The following is a 20278-nucleotide window of genomic DNA, read 5'->3' as shown; positions in this document are numbered from 1 at the left end:
GCGTGGTTTCGAACCGTGCGCTAGCTCACCCGCTCTCGCGAGAGCGGGCGAATGATCGATGCGGTGCGAAGGCGGGCCATGGAGGGCGAGGTTAACCCGGCCCGGGGCGCGCGGGAAAGCGGCGGCGATCACGCGTTGCCGATGGCGCGCCATTGACCGGGCCGCGAGGGGCGAACCAGGAACCACGGTTCGAAATGCGAAAGAAATACCTGTGGAGCGGTTTGGGCGCATTTGTGAATCGGATTCGATATTTTTGTTATCTATGTAATTATTTGTGTTTATTCCATTTTTTATATTCTTCATCGATGTAATCAGTTCGAACTAATTTGAATTTCTTATTGTGGTCTGGCAAAAAATACGTGCTAAAGAAGCGAGCCGGTTTTTTCGAAGCCGCCAGGCCACGGAAATCGCAGGGCCGCGAGGCTCCGGGCCCTCATTTCTGGAGCAGCTCATGGACGAATTCCTGATCGCCGTCGACGCCGAAGACCGGTCGCTGCACGCGGTCGAGAAGATGAACGCCCACCGCGAGGGCATCCTGCACCGGGCGTTCTCGATCTTCCTGTTCGACACGCAGGGCCGGGTGCTGCTGCAGCAGCGCGCGCTGGGCAAATACCACTCGCCCGGCCTGTGGAGCAACAGCTGCTGCGGGCATCCGCGCCCTGGCGAGGACACCGGCGCGGCCGCCCTGCGGCGGCTGCACGAAGAGCTGGGCCTGCGGTGCGCGCTGCAGCCGGTGACGGCCTTTCTCTACCGGGAGGCGGTGTCCGCGGAGCTGGTCGAGCACGAGTACGACCACGTGTTCGTCGGCATCGCGCACGGGCTGCCGCAACCCGACCCCGGCGAGGTGCGCGAGTGGCGATGGCTGGCCTTGCCCGACCTGCACCGCGAACTGGCGCGGGCCCCGGCGCACTTCACCATCTGGCTGCACCGCATCGCCGAGCGCTTCGGGCCGGAAGGCCTGGGGGCCTGGCGGGAGCGCGCGTTGGCGGCGCATTGACGCGCGGCCCCGGCCAGGCCCGCAAGGCCCACCGATTCCCGTGGCTTTCGGCCGAATCGCACCTAACGCCAAAGTTCTATATCAAAAAATTCTCTTTAACAGGAACTGCAATTGCACTAAATTCTCAATTCGCTCCCGGCGATGCCTTACAAGCCTGGGAGTCGGTTAATTCAAGGATTTGATGAGAAGGAATCACCTCTGTTGAATTGGATTGGATCCGTGGTTTGCGTCCGTAGTCATGGGAATTCACGCAATTAGAATTCCCCGTTGCGTGGCCTTCTCGCCATTCGATGCGATTGAATTGCTTTGAAAGAAGGCAGACATGAAGCAGAAGAGCGAACAGGCCGCGGTGTACCCCTGCACGTCCACGACAGCCCCCGGCTGAAAGGGGGCTGCGGTGTTGCGCATCACCTTCCGGCAACTGGAGGCCTTTCACTGGGCCGCGACATTGGGCTCCGTCAACGCGGCGGCCCGCCACCTCTTTGTCAGCCAGCCGGCCATCACGGCCCGCGTGAGGGAGCTCGAAGGCATCCTCGGGCACGCGCTGTTCGCGCGCAGCCAGCAGGGCGTGCAGCTGACCGCGGCCGGCGACGAACTCTTCCAGCAGGTGCAGCAGCTGCTGAAGGCAGGCGAAGAGGTCGAGCGGCGCGGCGGACGGCTGGTGCCGCCGCTGGCCGCGGGGCTGCGGCTGGGCATCGACGAATCGCAGCACCTGTAGCGGCTGCTGCTGCTGCTGCCGCCGCGCGCGCGGTCAGTCGTGCAGCGATGACAGGAACTGCTTGAGCTCCGGCGTCTGCGGCGCGCCGAACAGTTCCGCCGGCGGGCCCATCTCGTGCACGCGGCCCTGGTGCATGAAGATCACGCGGTCGCTGACCTTGCGCGCAAAGCTCATCTCGTGCGTGACCATCAACAGCGTCATGCCTTCGTCGGCCAGTGACTCCACCACGCGCAGCACCTCGCCCACCAGCTCGGGGTCGAGCGCCGAGGTGATCTCGTCGCACAGCAGCACCGCCGGTTCCATCGCGAGCGCGCGGGCAATGGCCACGCGCTGCTGCTGGCCGCCCGACAGCTGCTCGGGCATCGCATCGAACTTCTCGGCCAGGCCCACGCGCTCGAGCAGCTTGCGCGCCTGCGAAGCGGCTTCCATCGACGAACGCTTCTTCACCAGCGTGGGCGCGAGCATCACGTTCTTGCCGACCGTGAGGTGCGGGAACAGGTTGAAGCCCTGGAAGATCATGCCCACGCGCTGGCGCAGCGTGCGCATGGCCATCGCGCTCTCATGCAGGAGCGGCTTGCCGTCGACCGTGAGCGCACCTTCCTGGAACACCTCGAGCCCGTTGATGCAGCGCAGCAGCGTGCTCTTGCCCGAGCCGCTCTTGCCGATGATGGCGATCACCTCGCCGCGCTTCACGTCCAGGTCGATGCCCTTGAGCACCTCGTTCGTGCCGTAGGACTTGCGCAGCGCCGTGATGCGCACGATGGGCGCGGCGAACGGTGCGGCTTCGGGTTGTGGTGTTGGTTCAAGCACGGCGGCCATGGGTCTTCCTCTCGAGGGTCTTGGCGTACAGGCTCACGGGGAAGCACAGCACGAAGTAAAGCAGGGCGACGCAGCTGAACACCACGAAGGGCTGGAAGGTGGCGTTCGAGATCATGCTGCCGGCCTTGGTGAGTTCGACAAACCCGATCACCGACGCCAGCGCCGTGCCCTTGATCACCTGCACCAGGAAACCGACCGTCGGTGCGATGGCGATCTTCACGGCCTGCGGCAGGATCACGTGGCGCATCTGCTCGCCGAAGCTCAGCGCCAGGCTGCCCGAGGCCTCCCACTGGCCCTTGGGGATCGAGGCCACGCAGCCGCGCCAGATCTCGGTGAGAAAGGCGCTGGTGTACAGCGTGAGCGCCACGCTCGCGGCGGTCCACGCCGACACGTCGATGCCGAACAGCGCGATGCCGAAGTAGGCGAGAAACAGCTGCATCAGCAGTGGCGTGCCCTGGAACAGCTGCACGTACAGGCCCACGGCCCGCTGCGCCGCCTTGCCGCCGCGCAGCCGCGCGAACAGCAGCAGCGCGCCCACGATCCCGCCGCCGACGAAGGCGATGAGCGAGAGCACGACGGTCCAGCGCAGTGCCATCAGCAGGTTGCGCAGGATGTCCCACAGAGAAAAATCGACCATGGTGCAAGGGCCTCGCGTTCAGCGGCCGAAGAAGAAGCGCGGCCCCGCCCACTGGAGCAGGCGGCGCAGCGCCACGGCCAGCGCCAGGTAGATGAGCGTGGCGACGATGAAGGATTCGAAGGCGCGGAAGTTGCGGCTCTGGATCAGGTTGGCCGCATAGCTCAGCTCCTCCGTCGAGATCTGCCCGCACACCGCCGAGCCCAGCATCACGATGACGATCTGGCTCACCATCGCGGGCCACACCTTCTTGAGCGCCGGCGGCAGCACCACGCGCAGGAACACCTGCGCCTTGCTGAGCGCCAGGCTCACGGCGGCTTCGATCTGCCCCTTGGGCGTGGCCTCGATGCCGGCGCGGATGATCTCGGTGGAATACGCGCCCAGGTTCATCACCATCGCGATCACCGACGCCACCTCGGGCGAGAGCTTCACGCCCGCCGCCGGCAGCCCGAAGAAGATGAAGAACAGCTGCACGATGAAGGGCGTGTTGCGGATCAGCTCCACGTACGCGCCCACGAGCGCGCGCAGCCACGCCGGCCCGCCCGAGCGGGCCCACGCGCACAGCGTGCCCACCGCCAGGCCGAGCACGGTGCCGACGGCCGTGAGGCCCAGCGTCCATGCCACGCCGCGCAGCAGCAGCGGCCACTCGGCGAGCACGGCGCCAAAGTCGAATTCAATGCCCATGGCCGCGCCCTTCGATCAGACCGGCAGGTCGCCGGCGGCCTTGCCAAGCCACTTCTTGGACATCGCGTCGAGCGTGCCGTCCTTCTTGGCGGCGGCAATGATCTCGTTGACCCGCGTCTTCAATGCGGTCTCGCCCTTGGCGATGCCGATGAAGCAGGGGCTGTCTTTCAGCAGCAGCTTGTACTCGGCGCTCACCTTCGGGTTCTTCGCGAGCATGTCGCCGGCCACCGCCGCGCTGGTCGCGAGGGTCTGCGTCTGGCCGGCCACGAAGGCGGCGATCGTCGCGTTGTTGTCCTCGAAGCGGCGGTAGTCGACGTTCGGCGGCGCCACCTTGTTCAGTTCCTGGTCTTCCATGGCGCCGCGCGTCACGGCGACGGTCTTGCCGGCCATGTCGGCGAAGCTCGTGAGCTTCATGCTCTTGGCGGCATACACGGCCTGGAAGAAGGGCGCATAGGCCGCGCTGAAGTCGATCACCTTCTCGCGCTCGACGTTCTTGCCGAGCGTGGAGATCACGAGATCGGCCTTGCGCGTCTGCAGGTAGGGAATGCGGTTGGCGCTGGTCACCGGCACCAGCTCGACCTTCACGCCGAGCTTGGCGGCGACGAGCTGCGCCATCTCCACGTCCAGGCCCTGCGGCTGCATGTTGCGGTCGACCGAGCCGTACGGCGGGTAGTCGGTGGGCACGGCGATCTTGATGGTCCTGGCCTTGAGCACGTTGTCGAGCGCGTTCTGCGCCTGGGCGGCGCCGGTGGCGGCCAGCAGGGCGACGCTGGCCAGCGCGAGGGCAAGACGGCGGGAGGCGAAAGAGGTCATAGCAGGGCTCCTAGGTAGGTCGATGAATCGGTGGTGGCGTCGTCGGCGGGCGCGGCCTTGCGGCGGCGCTTCGGCGTGGGGGTGGGGTTGTTGTTCAGCGGTGCCAATGCATCGCGCAGCTGCGCGAGCGGGTCGGCGGGCGCCTGCACGCGCAGCGCCGACTGCACCGTGCCGATGTGTTCGGCCATCAGCGCCTCGGCGGCGGCGTGGTCGCCGCGCTCCAGCGCCGCGACGATCTGCACGTGGTCTTCGCACGACTGCACCGCGTCATGCGTGCTCTGGTAGAGCATGGCGATCAGCGTGGTGCGCGCGGTGAAGTCGCGCAGCGTGTCGGCCAGCAGCGTGTTGCCCAGGCACTCGGCCAGGCACACATGGAAGTCGCCCAACAGGAAGCTGCGGTGGCCGACGTCGCTCTCTTTCAGTGCGGCCTTTTCACGCTGCAGGTGCGCCTTCAATTGGCGCAGCGCAGCCTTGTCGATCTTGTCGGTACTGCGGATGAGCCCGAGCTCGATCACGCGCCGCGCCTCGAAGGCCTCGCGCGCCTCGTCCTGCGAGGGCTCGATGACGAACCAGCCGCGCCGCGCGCTCACCGTGACGATGCCGCGTGCGGCCAGCCGCGTGAGCGCCTCGCGCACGATGGTGCGGCTGCAGTCGAAAAGCATCGCCAGCGGCTGCTCGCCCAGGCGCGCGCCGGGCGCGAGCTTCTGCGCCATCACCGCTTCGACGATGCGTGCACTGATTTCGGATGCGGAGATGGCCATATGCCTGCATATCAGCAGCTTCCGTGCCAACTGGTATGCAAGCCGTGTGCACCGAAATGGGCCGGCCGCGGTGCGCCGGCGGTGCGCGCTACCGTTTGCCGAGCGCGCTGCGGGGCAGGGCCAGCAGCATGAGCAGCGCCGACAGCACCAGCGCGCCGCTCAGCACATACAGGCTGGCCGTGAAGCCGCCCGTGAGCGTCTTGAGCGCGCCCACCATCATCGGCGCCACCAGCCCCGCGCTGCCGCCGATGGTGCTGATGAGCGCAATGCCCGCCGCCGCGGCGCTCTTGGACATGAAGCTGCCGGGAATCGCCCACAGCACGGTGAAGGCGCTAGAGATGCCCATCGACGCCAGCGCCAGGCACAGCACGGCGGCCACGGGGCTGTGCATGAAGAGCGTGGTCAGCGCCAGCCCGGCCGCGCCCGCGAGCGCGCCCAGCGCGAAGTGCCAGCGGCGTTCCTGGTGCCGGTCGGAGTGGCGCCCCACGACGATGTTGGCCGCGATGCCGGCCACGGCGGGGATCACCGAATAGAAGCCGATCTGCAGCACGCTGAGCCCCATCGACTTCAGGATCGTCGGCTGCCAGAACGACAGCGCGTAGATGCCCAGGATGATCAGGAAGGACATGAAGCCGATCAGCCACACGCGCCCGTCGCGCATCGCCGCGCCGAAGGTGTGGCGCCCGGCGGCGCCGTGCGCGGCCTGGTCCTCGGCCAGCAGGTGGGCCACGCGCTGCTTCTCGGTTGCCGAGAGCCACGGCGCCTGCGCCGGGCTGTTCGACAGCGTGCGGAAGGCGATCACGCCCAGCAGCACGCTCGGCAGCCCCTCGAGCAGGAACAGCCACTGCCAGCCGCGCAGCGCGAGCACGCCGTCCAGGTAGGTCATCGTGAGCCCGGCGATCGGCCCCGCGACGATGGGCGCCGCGCCGAAGGCCATGAAGAAGAGCGCGGTCGCCTGCGCGCGGCGGCGCGAGGGGAACCACAGCGTCAGGTAGAACAGCACGCCCGGCGCGAAGCCGGCCTCGAACACGCCGATGAGAAAGCGCAGCACGTAGAACTGCGTGGGCGTGGTGGCGAACATCATCGCCGCCGAGGCCAGGCCCCACAGGCCCATGATGCGCAGCAGCGTGGCGCGCACGCCGATCTTCGCGAGCATCAGGTTGCTCGGGATCTCGAACACCGCATAGCCCAGGAAGAAGATGCCGGCGCCCAGGCCGAACACCGCGTCGCTGAAGCCCAGCTGGTCCTTCATCTGCAGCTGCGCGTAGCCGACGTTGGTGCGGTCCAGGTAGTTCAGCACGTAGCAGGCGCACAGCAGCGGCATCAGCCGCCAGGTGATCTTGCGAAAGAGCGCGGCATCGTCGCGCGCATCGGCCGAGGCCGGTGTGCGCGCGCCGGCGGCGGCGTCGAGGGTGGCGGTGTTCATCGGTGTGTCTCCTTCTCTTTTTTGCTGTTGTGCGCGTGTTGGCAGGTCAGGCCGGCACGAGCGCGCCGAAGCTGGTTTCGCCCCACAGGTGGCTCGTGGGCGCGCCCGGAAACAGCCAGTGCGGCGAGCACTCGGCCGACGGCACGACGTTGCTGAAGCCGTGCAGCGCCGAGGTGCCCGCGAGCGTCTTCTCGAGCACCATCGACAGGTACTGGTCGTTGCTGCTCTCCTGCGTGTTGCCGTTGAGGATCACCTCGGCGCCCGTGGCCTGCGCATAGCGGCGGATGCCGTTGTGGCGCGACTGCAGCGGCGCCCAGCTGTCGGCCGACACGCCGTTCTCGCTGCTCACGCGCAGGCCGTCGCCCGTGCGGTACACCAGCGAGTGGTTGCCTTCGGTGTGCCCCGGCGTGTGCACCAGCGCGACGCCGGGCCCGAGCTGCAGGCTGCCGTCGAAGGCGACGATGCGTTCGGGCGGCACCCCGTCCAGGCCGTGCGGGCAGTACCACTCGGCCTGCACCGGCAGCAGGCCCTGCACGTTCGCGAGTTCCTGGCGGTGCACCAGCAGCTTCGCGTTCGGCAGCAGGCCCGGCGCGCCCGCGTTGCCGAGCCAGCGGCGCACGTCCTGCGTGTGCAGGTGGTCGTAGGTGATGTGGTCGATCTGTTCGGGCGAAACGCCGCAGCCGGCGAGCGCCTGCAGCACGGTCTGGTAGACCGGCGCGATGGCCTTGTGCAGGAACTTCGGCGTCTGGTCGCTCAGGCGCTTGAAGTAGGGCGTCTCGTTGCCGGCCTCGAAGTCGGCCGGCGTGAAGAGCAGCGTGCGCAGCCGGCCTTCGAAGTCGTCGTATTGGACGAGCACGGTGCGCGCCAGCAGATGCACCATGTGCGGCTTGAGCAGCTGCTGCGAGTACACGCCGGTGAAGGCGAACCACGCGGGGTACGGAATGCGCAGCAGGTTGAAGCTGCGCGCGAAGTGAACGGGCGGCGCGTCGAGCAGCCGCTCGCGCAGGGCTTCGGCGCCGCGGCGGATGGCGCGCAGGCGGTCCTGCGGCATGGCGACGTCGCGCGTGCCGTCGAGTTCGGTGATCTGCGCGAAGCCGGTGGGGTCGGGGTCTCGGGTCATGGTCGTCTCCTGTGTCTGGATGCGTGGGCTGCTTGCTTCGTCGCTCAGTACATCGAGCGCCCTCCGGAGATATCGAACACCGCGCCGGTGCTGAACGAGCACTCGTCCGAAGCCAGCCACGCGGCCATCGCCGCCACTTCGTCGACGTCGACAAAGCGCCCCATCGGCACGCGCGAGAGCAGGGCGGCGCGCAGCTGTTCGCGGTGCTCGGCGGGCACACCTGCGAAGACGGCCGTGTCGGCCGCCGACGGCGTGATGCAGTTCACCAGCACGCCCGACGACGCCAGCTCCTTGCCGAGCGACTTGGTCAGCGCGATGAGCCCGGCCTTCGAGGCCGAGTAGGCGGCGTTGAAGCCGTTGCCTTCCTTGCCCGCGACCGAGGCGATGTTGACGATGCGCCCGCGCTGCTGCGCCAGCATCAGCGGCGCGATGGCGCGGCAGCACAGCCAGGCGCCCGTGAGGTTGATGTCGAGCACGTGGCGCCATTGCGCGGGCGTGTGCTCCCACGCGGGCACGGTCGGTCCGAGCACGCCCGCGTTGTTGACGAGGATGTCGACGCGGCCGAAGCGCTCCTGCGACTGCGAGGCCGCGTGGGCGATCTGGTCTTCATCGCGCACGTCGACCAACGATGTGACCACGGTGCCCAGCGGCGCCAGTTGCGCCATGGCCTCCGCCAGCGTCGCGGCCTCGACGTCCCACAGCGCGACGCTCGCGCCGTTCGCGAGGCAGCGCCGCGCGATGGCCAGGCCGATGCCGCGCGCACCGCCGGTCACGATCGCATGGCGCCCTTCGAGCGCCCGGGCGGGCGTGCCGGTCATGCCGTGGCTGCCTCGGGCCGCGGGGCGGTTTGGCCGAGCAGTCCGGCGACCATGCCGCCCACCATCTCCGGGGGCACGCCCACGAGCAGCTGGCGCAGCATCGTCAGCGTGTCGAAGTACACGCGCTCGCACACCAGCCGGTCGCCCTCGAAGATGAAGAAGGCGTTCATGCGGCAGCGAAAGCTGTTGCCCGTCGGCGGCAGGCCCTTGAGCGGGCCGCGGTGCGTGCCGAGCAGCCAGAACTCCACGATCACCGAATCGTCGGCATGGCGCAGCTGGATGATCTCGTGGCGCTGGTCGGGGAAGGCGCGGCGCGTGTCGGTGTAGTACTGGCGCACGTCGGCGATGCCGTCGTGCACCTCGCCGCTGGGAATCAGCTCGTAGTGCGGGTGCGGGAAGGTGCCGAGCACCGCGTCGAAGTCCTGGCGGGTCTCGTCGGCGAAATGGTCGAGCACGAGGCGCTCGCGGCGGGCTTGCAGGTCGGTCAGTGTGGTCATCGGGGTGTGCTCCATGCGACAGGGGTGACAGGGGACATCGGGTTGCCGCGAATGCGTCGACCCGGGTGGCCTGCGTACTATCGACAGCCCCTCGAACCCAGACTGTCCGGTGTTGGCAATCGAGGCCCCGGACAAACCCGCGATGCCACGCTCTTCCCCTTCTGCCAGCGCCAGCCCCGCCGAGCCGGACGCGCAGCCTTCGCCCGTGCACAACAGCGACATGCGGCTGGCCGACGACGTGCAGCAGCGCCTGCTCGCGGTGGCGCACCGGCGCACGCTGGTGCGCGGCGAATCGCTGTTCCACAAGGGCTCGTCGCCCGACGCGCTGTTCGGCGTGGTCAGCGGCTCGTTGCGCGTGAGCGTGGTGGCGCCGGGCGGGCGCGAGGCGGTGATCGCGATGCTGGAGCCGGGCCACTGGTTCGGCGAGGTCTCGCTGCTGGTGGGGCGCGAGCGCGTCTACGACACCTGCGCGGTCGACACCACCGAGATGGCCGTGGTCGCGGCGGCCGACTTCCACCGGCTGGTGGCCGACCATCCCGACGTGCACATGGCCTTCACCCGGCTCGTGTGCCTGCGGTTGCGCCAGGCGCTGGCCTGGATCGACGACGTGATCCTGATGCCGCTGCCCGTGCGGCTGGCGCACCGGCTGCTCACGCTGGACGCGCGCGCGGTCGCGCCGACCGAGGAAGGGGGCGGCACGTTGCTGGGCGTGTCGCAGGAAGACCTGTCGTTCATGCTCGGCGTGTCGCGCCAGAGCGTGAACCGACAGCTCAAGCTGTGGGAGGAAGACGGCACGCTGCGCGTGCGCTACCGCAGCATCGAGTTGCTCGACCGCGCACAGCTGGAGCGGCACGCGGCCACGCCGCGCTGAGCGCGGCCGGGGTTCAGTCCATCCGCGCGCCCGAGGCCTTCACCGCCTTGTCCCAGCGCGGCGTTTCCGTCGCGAGGAAGCGTGCGAAGTCTTCGCTGCCCAGGTAGGCCGGGTCCGCGCCCTGGCTCACCATGCGCTCGCGCACCTCGGGGCTGGTCAGCACCTGCCTGAACGCATCGCTGAGCTTGGCGACCACGTCCTTGGGCGTGTCCTTCGGCGCCAGGAAACCGTAGAAGCCCACCACCTCGAAGCCCTTGACGCCCGACTCGATGACGGTCGGCACGTCGGGCAGCGCGGGGTTGCGCTCGCGGCTGGTCACGGCCAGCGCGCGCACCTTGCCCTGCTTGTGATAGTTGGCGGCCTGCGGAATCGATTCGGCCATGAACTGAACCTGCCCGCCCATCAGGTCGGTGAAGGCTGGCGCGCTGCCGCGGTAGGGGATGTGCACCATGAAGAGGCCGGTCGCGGTCTTGAACATCTCGGGCACGAGGTGGCTGATGCCACCGTTGCCCGCCGAGCCGTAGTTGACCTGGCCCGGCCGCGCCTTGGCGTAGTCGATGAACTGCTTGAGGTTCTGCACCGGCAGCTTGGGCGTGACCAGGAGCGCGAGCGGCTGCATCGCGGTGCGCGCGATCGGCACGAAGTCGCGCTGCGTGTTGTAGGGCAGCTTGCTGTAGAGCGCGCCGTTGATCACCGCCACGCCGGTGTTGGCCAGCACCAGCGTGTAGCCGTCGGCCGGGCTCTTGGCGACGAAGTCGGCACCGACCGAGCCGCCCGCGCCGGGCTTGTAGTCGACGATCAGCGGCTGGCCGAGCACGGCCTGCAGCTTGTCGGTCAGAAGGCGCGCGTGCTGGTCGAGCGGGCCGCCGGCCGGAAAGCCGATGACGACCTTGATCGGCTTGTCGGGGTAGGCGGCCAGGGCCGCCGTGGTGCCGAACGCACCGAATGCGCCGAGGGCGAAAGAAAGGACCGCCGATGCGGTCCGGGTGGGCTTGCTCATGATCCGTCTCCTTTGTTGTGGAGACGATCATAAGCAGCGCGGTCAGTTCGCCAGCGTGGCCTTCAGCGTGATCTCGGGCACGCTCGCCAGCGCCTTCGACAGCGGGCAGCCGGCCTTGGCGGCGGCGGCGATTTCCTGGAACTTCGCTTCGTCGAGGTTCGGCACGGCCGCGTCCAGTTCGAGCTGGATGCGGTCGATCTTGAAGCCGGCGCCGTCCTTGGCCAGCCGCACGGCGGCCTTGGTGTCGACGCGCGTCGCGGTCAGGCCTGCCGCTTCCAGCGCGAAGGCGAAGGCCATCGTCAGGCAGGCCGCATGGGCCGCGCCGACGATCTCCTCGGGGTTGGTGCCGCGCCGGTCGTCTTCGAAGCGGCTGGCGAAGCCGTAGGGATAGTCCTTGAGGGCGCCGGTCTCGGTGCTGACCAGGCCCTTGCCGGTCTTGCCGGCGCCTTCCCAGTGAACGCTTGCGTGCTTGTCTGCTGCCATGGACATTCCTTCAGTCAGGTGGAGGGTGGATCGGAGGGAGAACCGCAGGTATCGCTCCGAAATCCGCGCCTGTCTGTAGTCGCAGAGCGCATCGCATCGGGGGCCGACGTCAGCCGCCGTGCACGCCCCAGGTGCTGCGCTTGAGCTGGCCCCGGACCTCGCCGCCCGGCCAGGCCAGGGTCGACACGCTGACATACCAGAGGCCGGCCATCAGGTCGGCCATCTGGGCGGGCGTCAACCGGCTCGTGCCGGTCCGCTCGTAGCCGGCGCCGGTGCCGTCGTTGCGCGGCTCCCCCTCGCTGGACAGCGGCAGCTGGATCGCCAGCGGGCCATTGCTGCCCGTGGCGGCGGGGCCGTAGAAGCCGACGACCGTTGCCGGCCCGCTCAGGCGTGCGGCGTTCACGCGCCATTCGAACACCCCGGTGGCCAGCGTCAGGGTGCCGGCCGCCGAGCCGCCGGCCTTGCCCTTGTGCGGCGGGACCACCTCTTCGGTTCCGAGCCAGCAGTCGGCCACGAACCACGTCGGTGGTTCCTTGGACGGCTGCTCCGTCGTCGGGGCCGACATGCCGAACCGGGGGACCCGCGAGCAGCCCGCCGCGGCCAGGGCGGCCAGTGCGGCACCGAAGAGGGCGATGCGTCGGCGCAGGGGAGTGCGGGCGGGATCAGGCATGGCGGACAGTCACGGGGTGAAGCGGAGCCCGCACGATAGCCGATGCGCTGTGCCTACCCGACGTACGAAGAATGGGCGTCGCCAAGGTGACGCCCCGGGGGCTTCCCCGATGGGAGCGGCGGCCGGTGCGGCTTAGGCTGGCGCATTGCGCCTTTGTCGCACCGCTTTCTTTTCCCTCTCCTTCCTCCTTCGCCTGTTCACAGACCATGCAACCACGCCCGCATTACAAGTTCTGGCCCAAGCGCCTCCCGCATTCGATCACCGTCCCCGCGACCTCGCTGTGGCACAACCTGGCCACCTCGGCGGCGCGCTACCCCGACAAGGCCGCGCTGGTCTTCTTCGGCCGCGTGCTGAGCTACCGCGACGTGGCCGACCAGGTCGAGCGGCTGGCCGGCACGCTGCATGCGCTGGGCGTGCAGCGCGGCGACCGGGTGGTGCTGAACATGCAGAACTGCCCGCAGCTGGTGATCGCGCATTTCGCCATCCTGCGCGCCAACGCCGTCGTGGTGCCGGTCAACCCGATGAACCGGGCCGAAGAGCTCAAGCACTACATCGTCGACCCCGACGCCAAGGTGGCGATCACCACCGGCGACCTCGCGGCCGAGCTGGCCAAGGCCAGCGACGCACTGCCGCCCGAGCAGCGCCTGTCGCACCTCATCGTGAGCCAGTTCACCGACGCCTTCGATGCCGGCGTGACCGGCGACGACGCCCCCGCGCCGGCCTGGGTCGACTGGCTCGGCACGCGCCACCCGCTGCCCGCGCTGGCCGACGGCCAGGTCATGGCGTGGACCGACGCGCTCGCGGCCGGCCACCCGGCCCCCGCGCACGTGGTGGGCGCCAACGACATGGCGCTGCTGCCCTACACCAGCGGCACCACCGGCCTGCCCAAGGGCTGCGTGCACCACCATTCGAGCCTCATGCACAACGCGATGGCCGGCCAGCTCTGGGGCCAGGCCACGTCGGAGGCGGTGGTGCTGGCCGTGGTGCCGATGTTCCACATCACCGGCGTGGTGAGCATGATGCACACCTCGATCCTCGCGGCGGCCACGCTGGTCATCATGCCGCGCTGGGACCGCGACGTGGCGGGCCGGCTCATCTCGCGCTGGAAGGTCACGAGCTGGACCAACATCCCCACCATGGTCATCGACCTCATGGCCAGCCCCAACTTCGCGAGCTACGACCTCACGAGCATGACCCACATCGGGGGCGGCGGCGCCGCCATGCCGCAGGCCGTGGCGCAGCGCCTGCTCGAGCAGTACGGCCTGAAGTACCAGGAAGGCTACGGCCTCACCGAGACCGCCGCGCCCTCGCACACCAACCCCTCGGACCACCCCAAGCAGCAGTGCCTGGGCATTCCGTTCATGAGCACCGACGCGCGCGTGGTCGACCCCGACACGCTGCAGGAGATGCCCATCGGCGAATCGGGCGAGATCATCATCCACGGCCCCGAGGTGTTCCAGGGCTACTGGAAGCGCCCCGACGCCACCAAGTCCGCTTTCGTCGAGTTCGAGGGCAAGCGCTTCTTCCGCTCGGGCGACATGGGCCGCATGGACGAGGAGGGCTACTTCTTCATCACCGACCGCTTGAAACGCATGATCAACGCGAGCGGCTTCAAGGTGTGGCCGGCCGAGGTCGAGCTGCTGATGTTCCGCCACCCCGCGATCCAGGAGGCCTGCGTCATCTCGACCAAGGACGACTACCGCGGCGAATCGGTCAAGGCCGTGGTGGTGCTGCGCGCCACGCACAAGGACACGACCGAGCAGCAGATCATCGACTGGTGCCGCGAGAACATGGCGGTCTACAAGATTCCGCGCAAGGTGGAGTTCGTCGATGCGCTGCCCAAGAGCGGCAGCGGCAAGGTGATGTGGCGCTTGCTGCAGGAGAAGGAAGGCACGGCGGCCTGAGCAGCCTTTGTCTTTGCTAGGGCTGGCGCGCGTAGCGCCCCGGCGCCTGGCCCACATGGCGGCTGAACGCCGTGCTGAAGGTGCTGGCCGAGCTGTAGCCGACGCGCGCGGCCACCTCCGCCGGCGCGCAGCCGCCGCGGCGCAGCAGGTCCTTGGCGAGCGCCATGCGCCACGCCAGCAGGTATTCCATCGGCGGCAGGCCCACGGCGCGCGAGAAGCGCTCGAAGAAGGCCGAGCGCGAGAGCGCGGCCTTGCCGGCGAGTTCTTCCACCGTCCATGAACGCGCGGGGTCCGCGTGCATGTGCCGTACGGCGACGGCCAGCCGGCTGTCCGCCAGCGCGCGCAGCAGCCCCGGCGGCGCGCCTTCGCCAGGCGCCGAGCGCAGCGCCTCGATCAGCAGCACCTCGACCAGCCGCCCGAGCACGAGGTCGCGCCCCGGCCGCTGCGCCAGGGACTCTTCGCGCACGAGCTGCACCAGCAGCGACAGCCGCGCGACGCCGCGCATGTGCAGCACCGAGGGCAGCAGCGACACCATCAGGGCGGCGTCGGGCGAATCGAAGGCGAAGTAGCCGCCGAGCATGCGCACGTCGGGCGGGCCCTGCCGGTCGCCGTGGCGAACCTCGTTGTGTGCGTCCTCGCGCGCCGCCTGTTCATGCGAATCGAGAAACACCGGCGGTGCCGGCGTGCGCCCCGACAGCGTGAAGCCGGGCGTGGCCGGCATGAGCAGGAAGTCGCCGGCGGCCAGCGCCAGCGGCGGCTGGCCGTCGACCGCCAGGATGCACTCGCCCTCGAGCATGGTGCAGAAGCTGGGCTGGCCAAAGGCCGAGTAGCGCACGGCCCAGGCGCCGGCGCCCGCGATCACCTTGGAATACACGGCACGCGGGCGAAGCAGCGCGATGACCTCGGCCAGGGGATCGGCCATGGCTGGACTCCTGCAAAAGAAATGGCGACTTTCGATGGTAGCAAGTCCGGTCGGTCGTCCCTATCGTTGGGGCTCTTCATCACCCACTTCCAAGGAACCCCATTGAAAACCGCACTGATCACCGGCTGCTCCTCCGGCTACGGCCTGGCCACCGCCCGCCACTTCCACGCTCAGGGCTGGCGCGTCGTCGCCACCATGCGCACACCGCGCGACGACCTCTTTCCCGACGCGCCGAACCTGCGCGTGCTGCCGCTCGACGTGACGCAGCCCGACAGCATCGCCGCCGCCATCGAGAACGCGGGCCCGATCGACGTGCTCGTGAACAACGCGGGCGTCGGTCTTTTCGGCGCCTTCGAGGCCACGCCCATGGCCGCCGTGCGCGAGGTGTTCGAGACCAACACCTTCGGCATGATGGCCATGGCGCAGGCCGTGCTGCCGCAGTTCCGGGCGCGGCGCTCGGGGCTGCTGGTCAACGTCACGTCGACCGTCACGCTCGCGCCGATGCCGCTGGTGGCCGCGTACACCGCGAGCAAGACGGCGATCGAGGGCTTCACTGCCTCGCTCGCGTTCGAGCTGGCGGCGTTCGACGTGCGCGTGAAGCTGGTCGAGCCGGGGTACGGGCCCGGCACGCGGTTCACCGAGAACGGGGCGCAGCGCATGCAGGGCCTGATCCCGCCGGACTACGCACCGCTCGCGCAGGGCGTCTTCGCGGCGCTGGGCAACCCCACGGCCGTGACCACGGCGGCCGACGTGGCCGAGGCCGTCTGGCGCGCCGCGAACGACACGGCGGAGACGCTGCGCTATCCGGCGGGCGCGGACGCGGTGGCGCTCGCGGCGGCCCGGCCGGCCTGAGCCACGCTGTCCGCAGTGCGGACAGGACGGGCAGGGCGGCAGTGCGGCCTTTTTGCTTAAAATGAGAATAATTCTTATTTGTAGGCGGAGCCCCCGCCGCCGTGCCGCCCGCCATGTCCGCTGCCGAAGCCGCCTTCCAGCAAGTCCACACCCTCTACAGCGACCACCACGGCTGGCTGCAGTCGTGGCTGCGCAAGAAGCTCGGCAATTCGTGCGATGCGGCCGACCTCGCGCAGGACACCTTCGCGCGGCTGCTGACGGCGCGCAACCCCGAGGTCATCGTGCAGCCGCGCGCCTACCTCACGAGCGTGGCCAAGAACATCCTCGTGAACTGGTACCAGCGCCAGGCGCTGGAGCGGGCCTACCTCGAGGCGCTGGCCGTGATGCCCGAGCCCGAGGCGCCGTCGCCCGAGCAGCGGCTGGTGATCCTGCAGACGCTGCACGAGATCGACGCGATGCTCGACGCCCTCAAGCCGCTCGCACGCCGGGCCTTCCTGCTGTCGCAGCTCGACGGCATGAAGTACGAGGACATCGCGCGCGAGCTGGGCGTGTCGCTGGTCACGGTCAAGCGCTACATGCAGCAGGGCTTCCGGGGCTGCCTGGCGGTGATGGCATGAGCGCCGCGCCGGGCCGCCCCAAGCAAGCGCGCGCCGAAGTGCGAAGCACGAAGGCATTCTGATGAGCGCGATGAATTTCGAAACATCGACGCTCGCCCCGCGCGTGCTCGACGAAGCCGCCGAATGGCTGATGCGGCTGCACGACAGCGCCGTCACCGACGAAGACCGCCGCGCCTGCGAGCGCTGGCGCCAGAGCCACCCCGACCACGCCCGCGCCTGGGCGCGCGCCGAGCAGCTGATGAACAAGCTCGGCGGCCTGCCGCCGGCGCTGGCGATGTCATCGCTCGCGCGGCCCGCGCGCGGCAATGCGAACAGCCGCCGCGCCACCCTCGGCCGGCTGGCCGCGCTGCTGGCGGCCGTGCCCGCCGGCTGGCTCGGCTGGCAGGCGGTCGAGATGGCGGACGAGCGCGGCTGGATGGCCGGGCACCGCACCGCCACCGGCGAGCGCCGCGAACTGCGGCTGGCCGACGGCAGCCGCCTCACGCTCAACACCGCCAGCGCGGTCGATGTGCACTTCGACGGCACGCAGCGCCGCGTGGTGCTGCAGGCGGGCGAGATCTTCATCGCCACCGCGCCCGACCCCGCCGCCGCGCACCGCCCGTTCCGCGTGGCCAGCGCCGGCGGCACGCTGGAGGCCCTGGGCACGCGCTTCAGCGTGCGCAAGGAGGCCGGCGGCGCCACCCACATCGCCGTGCTCGAAGGCGCGGTGCGCATCACGCCCGAGCGCGCCGCCGCGCGCGTGCTGCCGGCGGGGCAGCAGGCCCGCTTCACGGCCGACGGCATCGACGACTTCCGCCCGGCGGACGCCTCGGTGCTGGCGTGGACCCAAGGCATGCTGCTCGCCGACGGCATGCGGCTGGCCGACTTCGCCGCCGAGCTGTCGCGCTACCGCCCCGGCCTGCTGCAGTGCGACGCGGCGGTGGCCGAGCTGCGTGTCTCGGGCGCCTTTCCGCTGGCCGACACCGACGGCGTGCTGCGCATGCTGGTGTCGACGTATCCGGTGGACGCGGCCACGCGCCTGCGCGGCTACTGGGTCACGCTGGTGCCGCGTGCGGCATCTGAAGAAGGCGCGGCGGGCACTTCGAAAAATATTTCGATCCGGGGGTGAGACTTTTTTTCGTTTCGGCTGGCAAGGAGGGTGAAGAACCCACCGTTGCCCAACCGAAAGGCCCGTCTCCATGTCTGCATCCCGCCCGTCCGCCTTGCGCCCGTTCGCAGAGCGCCGCCTGAACACCGTCCTTCGCCATGCCCTGGTGGCGCTTGCCCTCGGCGGCCTGGCCGGCGCGGGAGGGCCGGCCTTCGCGCAGGCGTCGCCGTCCTCGCTCGACGCCGCGTCCCGCGCCTACGACATCCCCGCCGGTCCGCTGGGCCGCACGCTCGCCGCCTTCGCGGCGGGCAACGGCATCGCGCTGTCGTTCGACCCCGCGCTGACGCAGGGGCGCAGCAGCCCTGCGGTGGCCGGCCGCTACACCGCGCGCGAAGCCATCGAGCGCCTGCTCGTGGGCAGCGGCCTGCAGGTGGTGGCGCGCACCGACGGCAGCTACACGCTGAACCGCCGCGAGGCCGGCGCGCCTGCTGTGGGGCTGGGCGGCATCGACACGCTCTCGCCCGTCACCGTCACGGCCGAGGCCGACCGCAGCGGCACCACAGAAGGCACCGGCGCCTACACCACGCGCGCCACGGCGGCGGCCACGGGGCTCGCGCTCTCGCCGCGCGAGACGCCGCAGTCGGTCACCGTCATCACGCGCCAGCAGATCGACGACCAGAACCTGCTGTCGCTCGGCCAGGCCATGCAGAGCGTGCCCGGCGTGTTCTCGGTGAGTTCCGACAGCGACCGCACCGACCTGTACGCGCGCGGTTTCTACATCGACAACTACCAGTACGACGGCGTGCCGACCACGGTCACCACCGACTTCTTCGGCGCCTCCACCAACGACCCGGTGCTGTACGACCGCATCGAGGTCGTGCGCGGCTCGACGGGGCTGCTCACCGGCGCGGGCAACCCGTCGGCCTCGGTGAATCTGGTGCGCAAGCACGCCGACAGCAAGGTGTTCGCCGGCAACGCATCGCTCGCGCTGGGCTCGTGGAACCTGCGCCGCGGCACCGTCGACCTGCAGACGCCGGTGACGAAAGACGGCCGCGTGCGCGCCCGCCTCATCGGCATGACGGAAGACCGCGACTCCTTCATCGACATGTACCACGGCCGCAAGCACGTGCTGTACGGCGTGGTCGATGCCGACCTCACGCCCAGCACCACGCTGAGCGTGGGCATCGAGTCGCAGGCCACGCGGCCCACCTCGTCGACCTGGGGCGGCCTGCCGCTGACCTTCAGCGACGGCACGGCCACGCGCTGGGACCGCTCCAAGACCGTCGGAACACCATGGACCCACTGGGACACGACCACCACCACCGCCTTCGCGAACCTCACGCACCAGTTCGACAACGGCTGGAAGCTCAAGGCCAACGGCTCGCACCGGCAGAGCAAGCAGAACGCCAAGCTGCTGTACCTGTACGGCGACCTCGACCGCCTCACCGGCACCGGCCTGGGCTCGCTGCCCGGCTACTTCGAGCACCAGTTCCGCCAGAACAGCCTCGACCTGCAGGCCACCGGCCCGTTCAAGTTGCTGGGCCGCACGCACGAACTCGTGGTGGGCGTCAGCAACAGCCAGTCGCGCTACGTGGAGGCGAGCCATCCACGCACCAGCGCGTTGCCCGACACCGGCAACTTCTACGACTGGAACGCCGCGTCGTACCCCGAGCCGGGCTGGGACCCGCTGAAGGTCTCGGCCATCACCAAGACGCGCCAGACCGGCTACTACGGCGCCGCGCGCCTGTCGCTGGCCGATTCGCTCAAGTTCATCGTGGGCGGGCGTCAGAACAGCTGGCGCTCCACGCGCCTGACCGCCGACGCCCCGGCCACGCGCAAGCACGAGGTGTTCACGCCCTACGCGGGCCTGGTGTACGACCTGAGCGAGAACTACTCGGTGTACGCGAGCTACACCGACATCTTTCAGCCGCAGAACTACCGCGACGCCAGCGGCGCGTACCTCGACCCGGTGACCGGAAAGAGCTACGAGATCGGCCTCAAGGGCGAGCACCTGAACGGCAAGCTCAACACCTCCATCGCCGTCTTCCGCGCCGAGCAGGAGAACGTGGCGCAGCGCGACGGCACCAAGCTCGTGCCCAACTCGAGCGAAGGCGCCTACTACGGCGCGCGCGGCGTGACCAGCAAGGGCATCGAGCTGCAGGTGTCGGGCGAACTGGCCCCGGGCTGGCAGCTGAACGCGGGCATCGCGCGCACGCTGGGCCGCGAAGGCAACGGCAACCGCATCAACACCGCCATGCCGACCACGCAGGCCACGCTGTTCACCACCTACCGGCTGCCCGGCGAATGGCACCGGCTCACCTTGGGCGGTGGCGTCAACTGGCAGAACCGCACCTACTACGCGTACAGCGTGGGCGACGTCGACCTGCGCTACCAGCAGGGCTCGCGCGCGGTCGTGAGCCTGATGGCGCGCTACGCCTTCACGCCCAAGCTGGCGCTGCAGCTGAACATCGAGAACCTCTTCGACAAGAAGTACTACAGCAACATCGACGGACAGGCCTACTTCGGCACGCCGCGCAACGCGGTGGCGACGCTGAGCTACGCGTTCTGACCTGGAAAGAGCGGGG

21 protein-coding genes are annotated in these 20278 nt (G+C 69.3%); 8 read left to right on the top strand and 13 right to left on the bottom strand.

Features of this window, described 5'->3' with window-relative positions; genetic code table 11:
• Positions 1-451 precede the first annotated feature (451 nt).
• Both idi and AC07SQ_RS25430 read left to right on the top strand, forming a co-directional pair.
• Entirely contained in the window at positions 452-997 is a 546-nt protein-coding gene (gene idi, locus AC07SQ_RS25435; protein WP_495271727.1) for an isopentenyl-diphosphate Delta-isomerase, read from the top strand.
• Between the two features lie 397 nt (positions 998-1394).
• Positions 1395-1715 (top strand): LysR family transcriptional regulator, encoded by a 321-nt coding sequence (locus AC07SQ_RS25430; protein ID WP_159275929.1) that lies wholly within the window; start codon positions 1395-1397, stop codon positions 1713-1715.
• A 33-nt stretch (positions 1716-1748) separates the two neighbouring features.
• Here AC07SQ_RS25430 and AC07SQ_RS25425 read toward each other — a convergent pair whose 3' ends face one another.
• The 9 genes from AC07SQ_RS25425 to AC07SQ_RS25385 all read right to left on the bottom strand — a co-directional run bounded on the left by AC07SQ_RS25425 (position 1749) and on the right by AC07SQ_RS25385 (position 9287).
• Positions 1749-2534, bottom strand: coding sequence for an amino acid ABC transporter ATP-binding protein (locus AC07SQ_RS25425; protein WP_369629633.1), 786 nt, complete (start codon positions 2532-2534; stop codon positions 1749-1751).
• Positions 2518-3171 (bottom strand): amino acid ABC transporter permease, encoded by a 654-nt coding sequence (locus AC07SQ_RS25420; protein ID WP_095746234.1) that lies wholly within the window; start codon positions 3169-3171, stop codon positions 2518-2520. Before AC07SQ_RS25420 ends, AC07SQ_RS25425 begins: the two co-directional genes overlap by 17 nt.
• 18 nt (positions 3172-3189) lie before the next feature.
• A complete protein-coding gene (locus AC07SQ_RS25415) occupies positions 3190-3852 on the bottom strand; it encodes an amino acid ABC transporter permease (protein ID WP_062475944.1) in 663 nt (220 codons plus the stop codon).
• 15 nt (positions 3853-3867) lie between these two features.
• Positions 3868-4665, bottom strand: coding sequence for a transporter substrate-binding domain-containing protein (locus AC07SQ_RS25410; RefSeq protein ID WP_495271726.1), 798 nt, complete (start codon positions 4663-4665; stop codon positions 3868-3870).
• On the bottom strand, positions 4662-5426 hold the full coding sequence (locus AC07SQ_RS25405) for a GntR family transcriptional regulator (protein WP_495271725.1): 765 nt from the start codon (positions 5424-5426) through the stop codon (positions 4662-4664). Before AC07SQ_RS25405 ends, AC07SQ_RS25410 begins: the two co-directional genes overlap by 4 nt.
• Before the next feature lie 88 nt (positions 5427-5514).
• A complete protein-coding gene (locus AC07SQ_RS25400; protein ID WP_495271724.1) occupies positions 5515-6852 on the bottom strand; it encodes an MFS transporter in 1338 nt (445 codons plus the stop codon).
• Between the two features lie 46 nt (positions 6853-6898).
• The gene (locus AC07SQ_RS25395) at positions 6899-7972 is read right to left on the bottom strand and encodes an MBL fold metallo-hydrolase (protein ID WP_495271723.1); all 1074 of its coding nucleotides are present in this window, start codon (positions 7970-7972) and stop codon (positions 6899-6901) included.
• A 44-nt stretch (positions 7973-8016) separates the two neighbouring features.
• Positions 8017-8790, bottom strand: coding sequence for an SDR family NAD(P)-dependent oxidoreductase (locus tag AC07SQ_RS25390; protein WP_495271722.1), 774 nt, complete (start codon positions 8788-8790; stop codon positions 8017-8019).
• Positions 8787-9287 carry an ester cyclase gene (locus AC07SQ_RS25385; RefSeq protein WP_495271721.1) on the bottom strand — a complete coding sequence of 167 codons (501 nt, stop codon included), beginning with the start codon at positions 9285-9287 and terminating at the stop codon, positions 8787-8789. The genes AC07SQ_RS25390 and AC07SQ_RS25385 overlap by 4 nt, the downstream gene beginning before the upstream one ends.
• A gap of 142 nt (positions 9288-9429) precedes the next feature.
• On the opposite strand from AC07SQ_RS25385, the gene AC07SQ_RS25380 reads away from it, so the two are divergent.
• On the top strand, positions 9430-10158 hold the full coding sequence (locus AC07SQ_RS25380) for a Crp/Fnr family transcriptional regulator (protein WP_159275937.1): 729 nt from the start codon (positions 9430-9432) through the stop codon (positions 10156-10158).
• 13 nt (positions 10159-10171) lie between these two features.
• Here the strand turns inward: AC07SQ_RS25380 and AC07SQ_RS25375 are convergent, their stop codons facing one another.
• The 3 genes from AC07SQ_RS25375 to AC07SQ_RS25365 form a co-directional block, all read right to left on the bottom strand.
• Positions 10172-11158 carry a Bug family tripartite tricarboxylate transporter substrate binding protein gene (locus AC07SQ_RS25375; protein WP_062475921.1) on the bottom strand — a complete coding sequence of 329 codons (987 nt, stop codon included), beginning with the start codon at positions 11156-11158 and terminating at the stop codon, positions 10172-10174.
• 42 nt (positions 11159-11200) lie between these two features.
• Positions 11201-11641: an OsmC family protein gene (locus AC07SQ_RS25370; protein ID WP_495271720.1), complete on the bottom strand. Its 441-nt coding sequence runs from the start codon at positions 11639-11641 to the stop codon at positions 11201-11203.
• 109 nt (positions 11642-11750) lie between these two features.
• Entirely contained in the window at positions 11751-12311 is a 561-nt protein-coding gene (locus AC07SQ_RS25365) for a CHRD domain-containing protein (RefSeq protein ID WP_495271719.1), read from the bottom strand.
• A gap of 206 nt (positions 12312-12517) precedes the next feature.
• Here AC07SQ_RS25365 and AC07SQ_RS25360 point away from each other — a divergent pair, with 206 nt between their 5' ends.
• Positions 12518-14215, top strand: coding sequence for a long-chain fatty acid--CoA ligase (locus AC07SQ_RS25360; RefSeq protein WP_495271718.1), 1698 nt, complete (start codon positions 12518-12520; stop codon positions 14213-14215).
• Positions 14216-14231: 16 nt separating this feature from the next.
• Here the strand turns inward: AC07SQ_RS25360 and AC07SQ_RS25355 are convergent, their stop codons facing one another.
• On the bottom strand, positions 14232-15137 hold the full coding sequence (locus tag AC07SQ_RS25355) for an AraC family transcriptional regulator (RefSeq protein ID WP_495271717.1): 906 nt from the start codon (positions 15135-15137) through the stop codon (positions 14232-14234).
• Between the two features lie 102 nt (positions 15138-15239).
• Between AC07SQ_RS25355 and AC07SQ_RS25350 the strand changes: the two genes are divergently transcribed.
• The 4 genes from AC07SQ_RS25350 (at position 15240) to fhuE (ending at position 20262) form a co-directional block, all read left to right on the top strand.
• Complete coding sequence (locus AC07SQ_RS25350; RefSeq protein WP_495271716.1) at positions 15240-15989, top strand: SDR family oxidoreductase; 750 nt, start codon at positions 15240-15242, stop codon at positions 15987-15989.
• A 113-nt stretch (positions 15990-16102) separates the two neighbouring features.
• Complete coding sequence (locus tag AC07SQ_RS25345; RefSeq protein WP_070062515.1) at positions 16103-16606, top strand: sigma-70 family RNA polymerase sigma factor; 504 nt, start codon at positions 16103-16105, stop codon at positions 16604-16606.
• Between the two features lie 61 nt (positions 16607-16667).
• Positions 16668-17714: a FecR domain-containing protein gene (locus AC07SQ_RS25340; RefSeq protein ID WP_495271715.1), complete on the top strand. Its 1047-nt coding sequence runs from the start codon at positions 16668-16670 to the stop codon at positions 17712-17714.
• 70 nt (positions 17715-17784) lie between these two features.
• Positions 17785-20262, top strand: coding sequence for a ferric-rhodotorulic acid/ferric-coprogen receptor FhuE (fhuE, locus tag AC07SQ_RS25335; protein ID WP_495271714.1), 2478 nt, complete (start codon positions 17785-17787; stop codon positions 20260-20262).
• Positions 20263-20278: the final 16 nt, after the last annotated feature.

Source organism: Variovorax sp. GW821-FHT06D12, assembly GCF_059419205.1.
This window is presented reverse-complemented; position numbering and strand designations above follow the sequence as displayed.

Bases quoted from the DNA above. Each gene is read 5' to 3' on its own strand.
- AC07SQ_RS25395 (WP_495271723.1), bottom strand. From the start codon at position 7,972: ATGACCCGAGACCCCGACCCCACCGGCTTCGCGCAGATCACCGAACTC.
- AC07SQ_RS25345 (WP_070062515.1), top strand. From the start codon at position 16,103: ATGTCCGCTGCCGAAGCCGCCTTCCAGCAAGTCCACACCCTCTACAGC.
- AC07SQ_RS25420 (WP_095746234.1), bottom strand. From the start codon at position 3,171: ATGGTCGATTTTTCTCTGTGGGACATCCTGCGCAACCTGCTGATGGCA.
- AC07SQ_RS25340 (WP_495271715.1), top strand. From the start codon at position 16,668: ATGAGCGCGATGAATTTCGAAACATCGACGCTCGCCCCGCGCGTGCTC.
- AC07SQ_RS25365 (WP_495271719.1), bottom strand. From the start codon at position 12,311: ATGCCTGATCCCGCCCGCACTCCCCTGCGCCGACGCATCGCCCTCTTC.
- AC07SQ_RS25370 (WP_495271720.1), bottom strand. From the start codon at position 11,641: ATGGCAGCAGACAAGCACGCAAGCGTTCACTGGGAAGGCGCCGGCAAG.
- AC07SQ_RS25415 (WP_062475944.1), bottom strand. From the start codon at position 3,852: ATGGGCATTGAATTCGACTTTGGCGCCGTGCTCGCCGAGTGGCCGCTG.
- AC07SQ_RS25380 (WP_159275937.1), top strand. From the start codon at position 9,430: ATGCCACGCTCTTCCCCTTCTGCCAGCGCCAGCCCCGCCGAGCCGGAC.
- idi (WP_495271727.1), top strand. From the start codon at position 452: ATGGACGAATTCCTGATCGCCGTCGACGCCGAAGACCGGTCGCTGCAC.
- AC07SQ_RS25390 (WP_495271722.1), bottom strand. From the start codon at position 8,790: ATGACCGGCACGCCCGCCCGGGCGCTCGAAGGGCGCCATGCGATCGTG.
- AC07SQ_RS25405 (WP_495271725.1), bottom strand. From the start codon at position 5,426: ATGGCCATCTCCGCATCCGAAATCAGTGCACGCATCGTCGAAGCGGTG.
- AC07SQ_RS25410 (WP_495271726.1), bottom strand. From the start codon at position 4,665: ATGACCTCTTTCGCCTCCCGCCGTCTTGCCCTCGCGCTGGCCAGCGTC.
- AC07SQ_RS25400 (WP_495271724.1), bottom strand. From the start codon at position 6,852: ATGAACACCGCCACCCTCGACGCCGCCGCCGGCGCGCGCACACCGGCC.
- AC07SQ_RS25425 (WP_369629633.1), bottom strand. From the start codon at position 2,534: ATGGCCGCCGTGCTTGAACCAACACCACAACCCGAAGCCGCACCGTTC.
- AC07SQ_RS25375 (WP_062475921.1), bottom strand. From the start codon at position 11,158: ATGAGCAAGCCCACCCGGACCGCATCGGCGGTCCTTTCTTTCGCCCTC.
- AC07SQ_RS25355 (WP_495271717.1), bottom strand. From the start codon at position 15,137: ATGGCCGATCCCCTGGCCGAGGTCATCGCGCTGCTTCGCCCGCGTGCC.
- fhuE (WP_495271714.1), top strand. From the start codon at position 17,785: ATGTCTGCATCCCGCCCGTCCGCCTTGCGCCCGTTCGCAGAGCGCCGC.
- AC07SQ_RS25360 (WP_495271718.1), top strand. From the start codon at position 12,518: ATGCAACCACGCCCGCATTACAAGTTCTGGCCCAAGCGCCTCCCGCAT.
- AC07SQ_RS25385 (WP_495271721.1), bottom strand. From the start codon at position 9,287: ATGACCACACTGACCGACCTGCAAGCCCGCCGCGAGCGCCTCGTGCTC.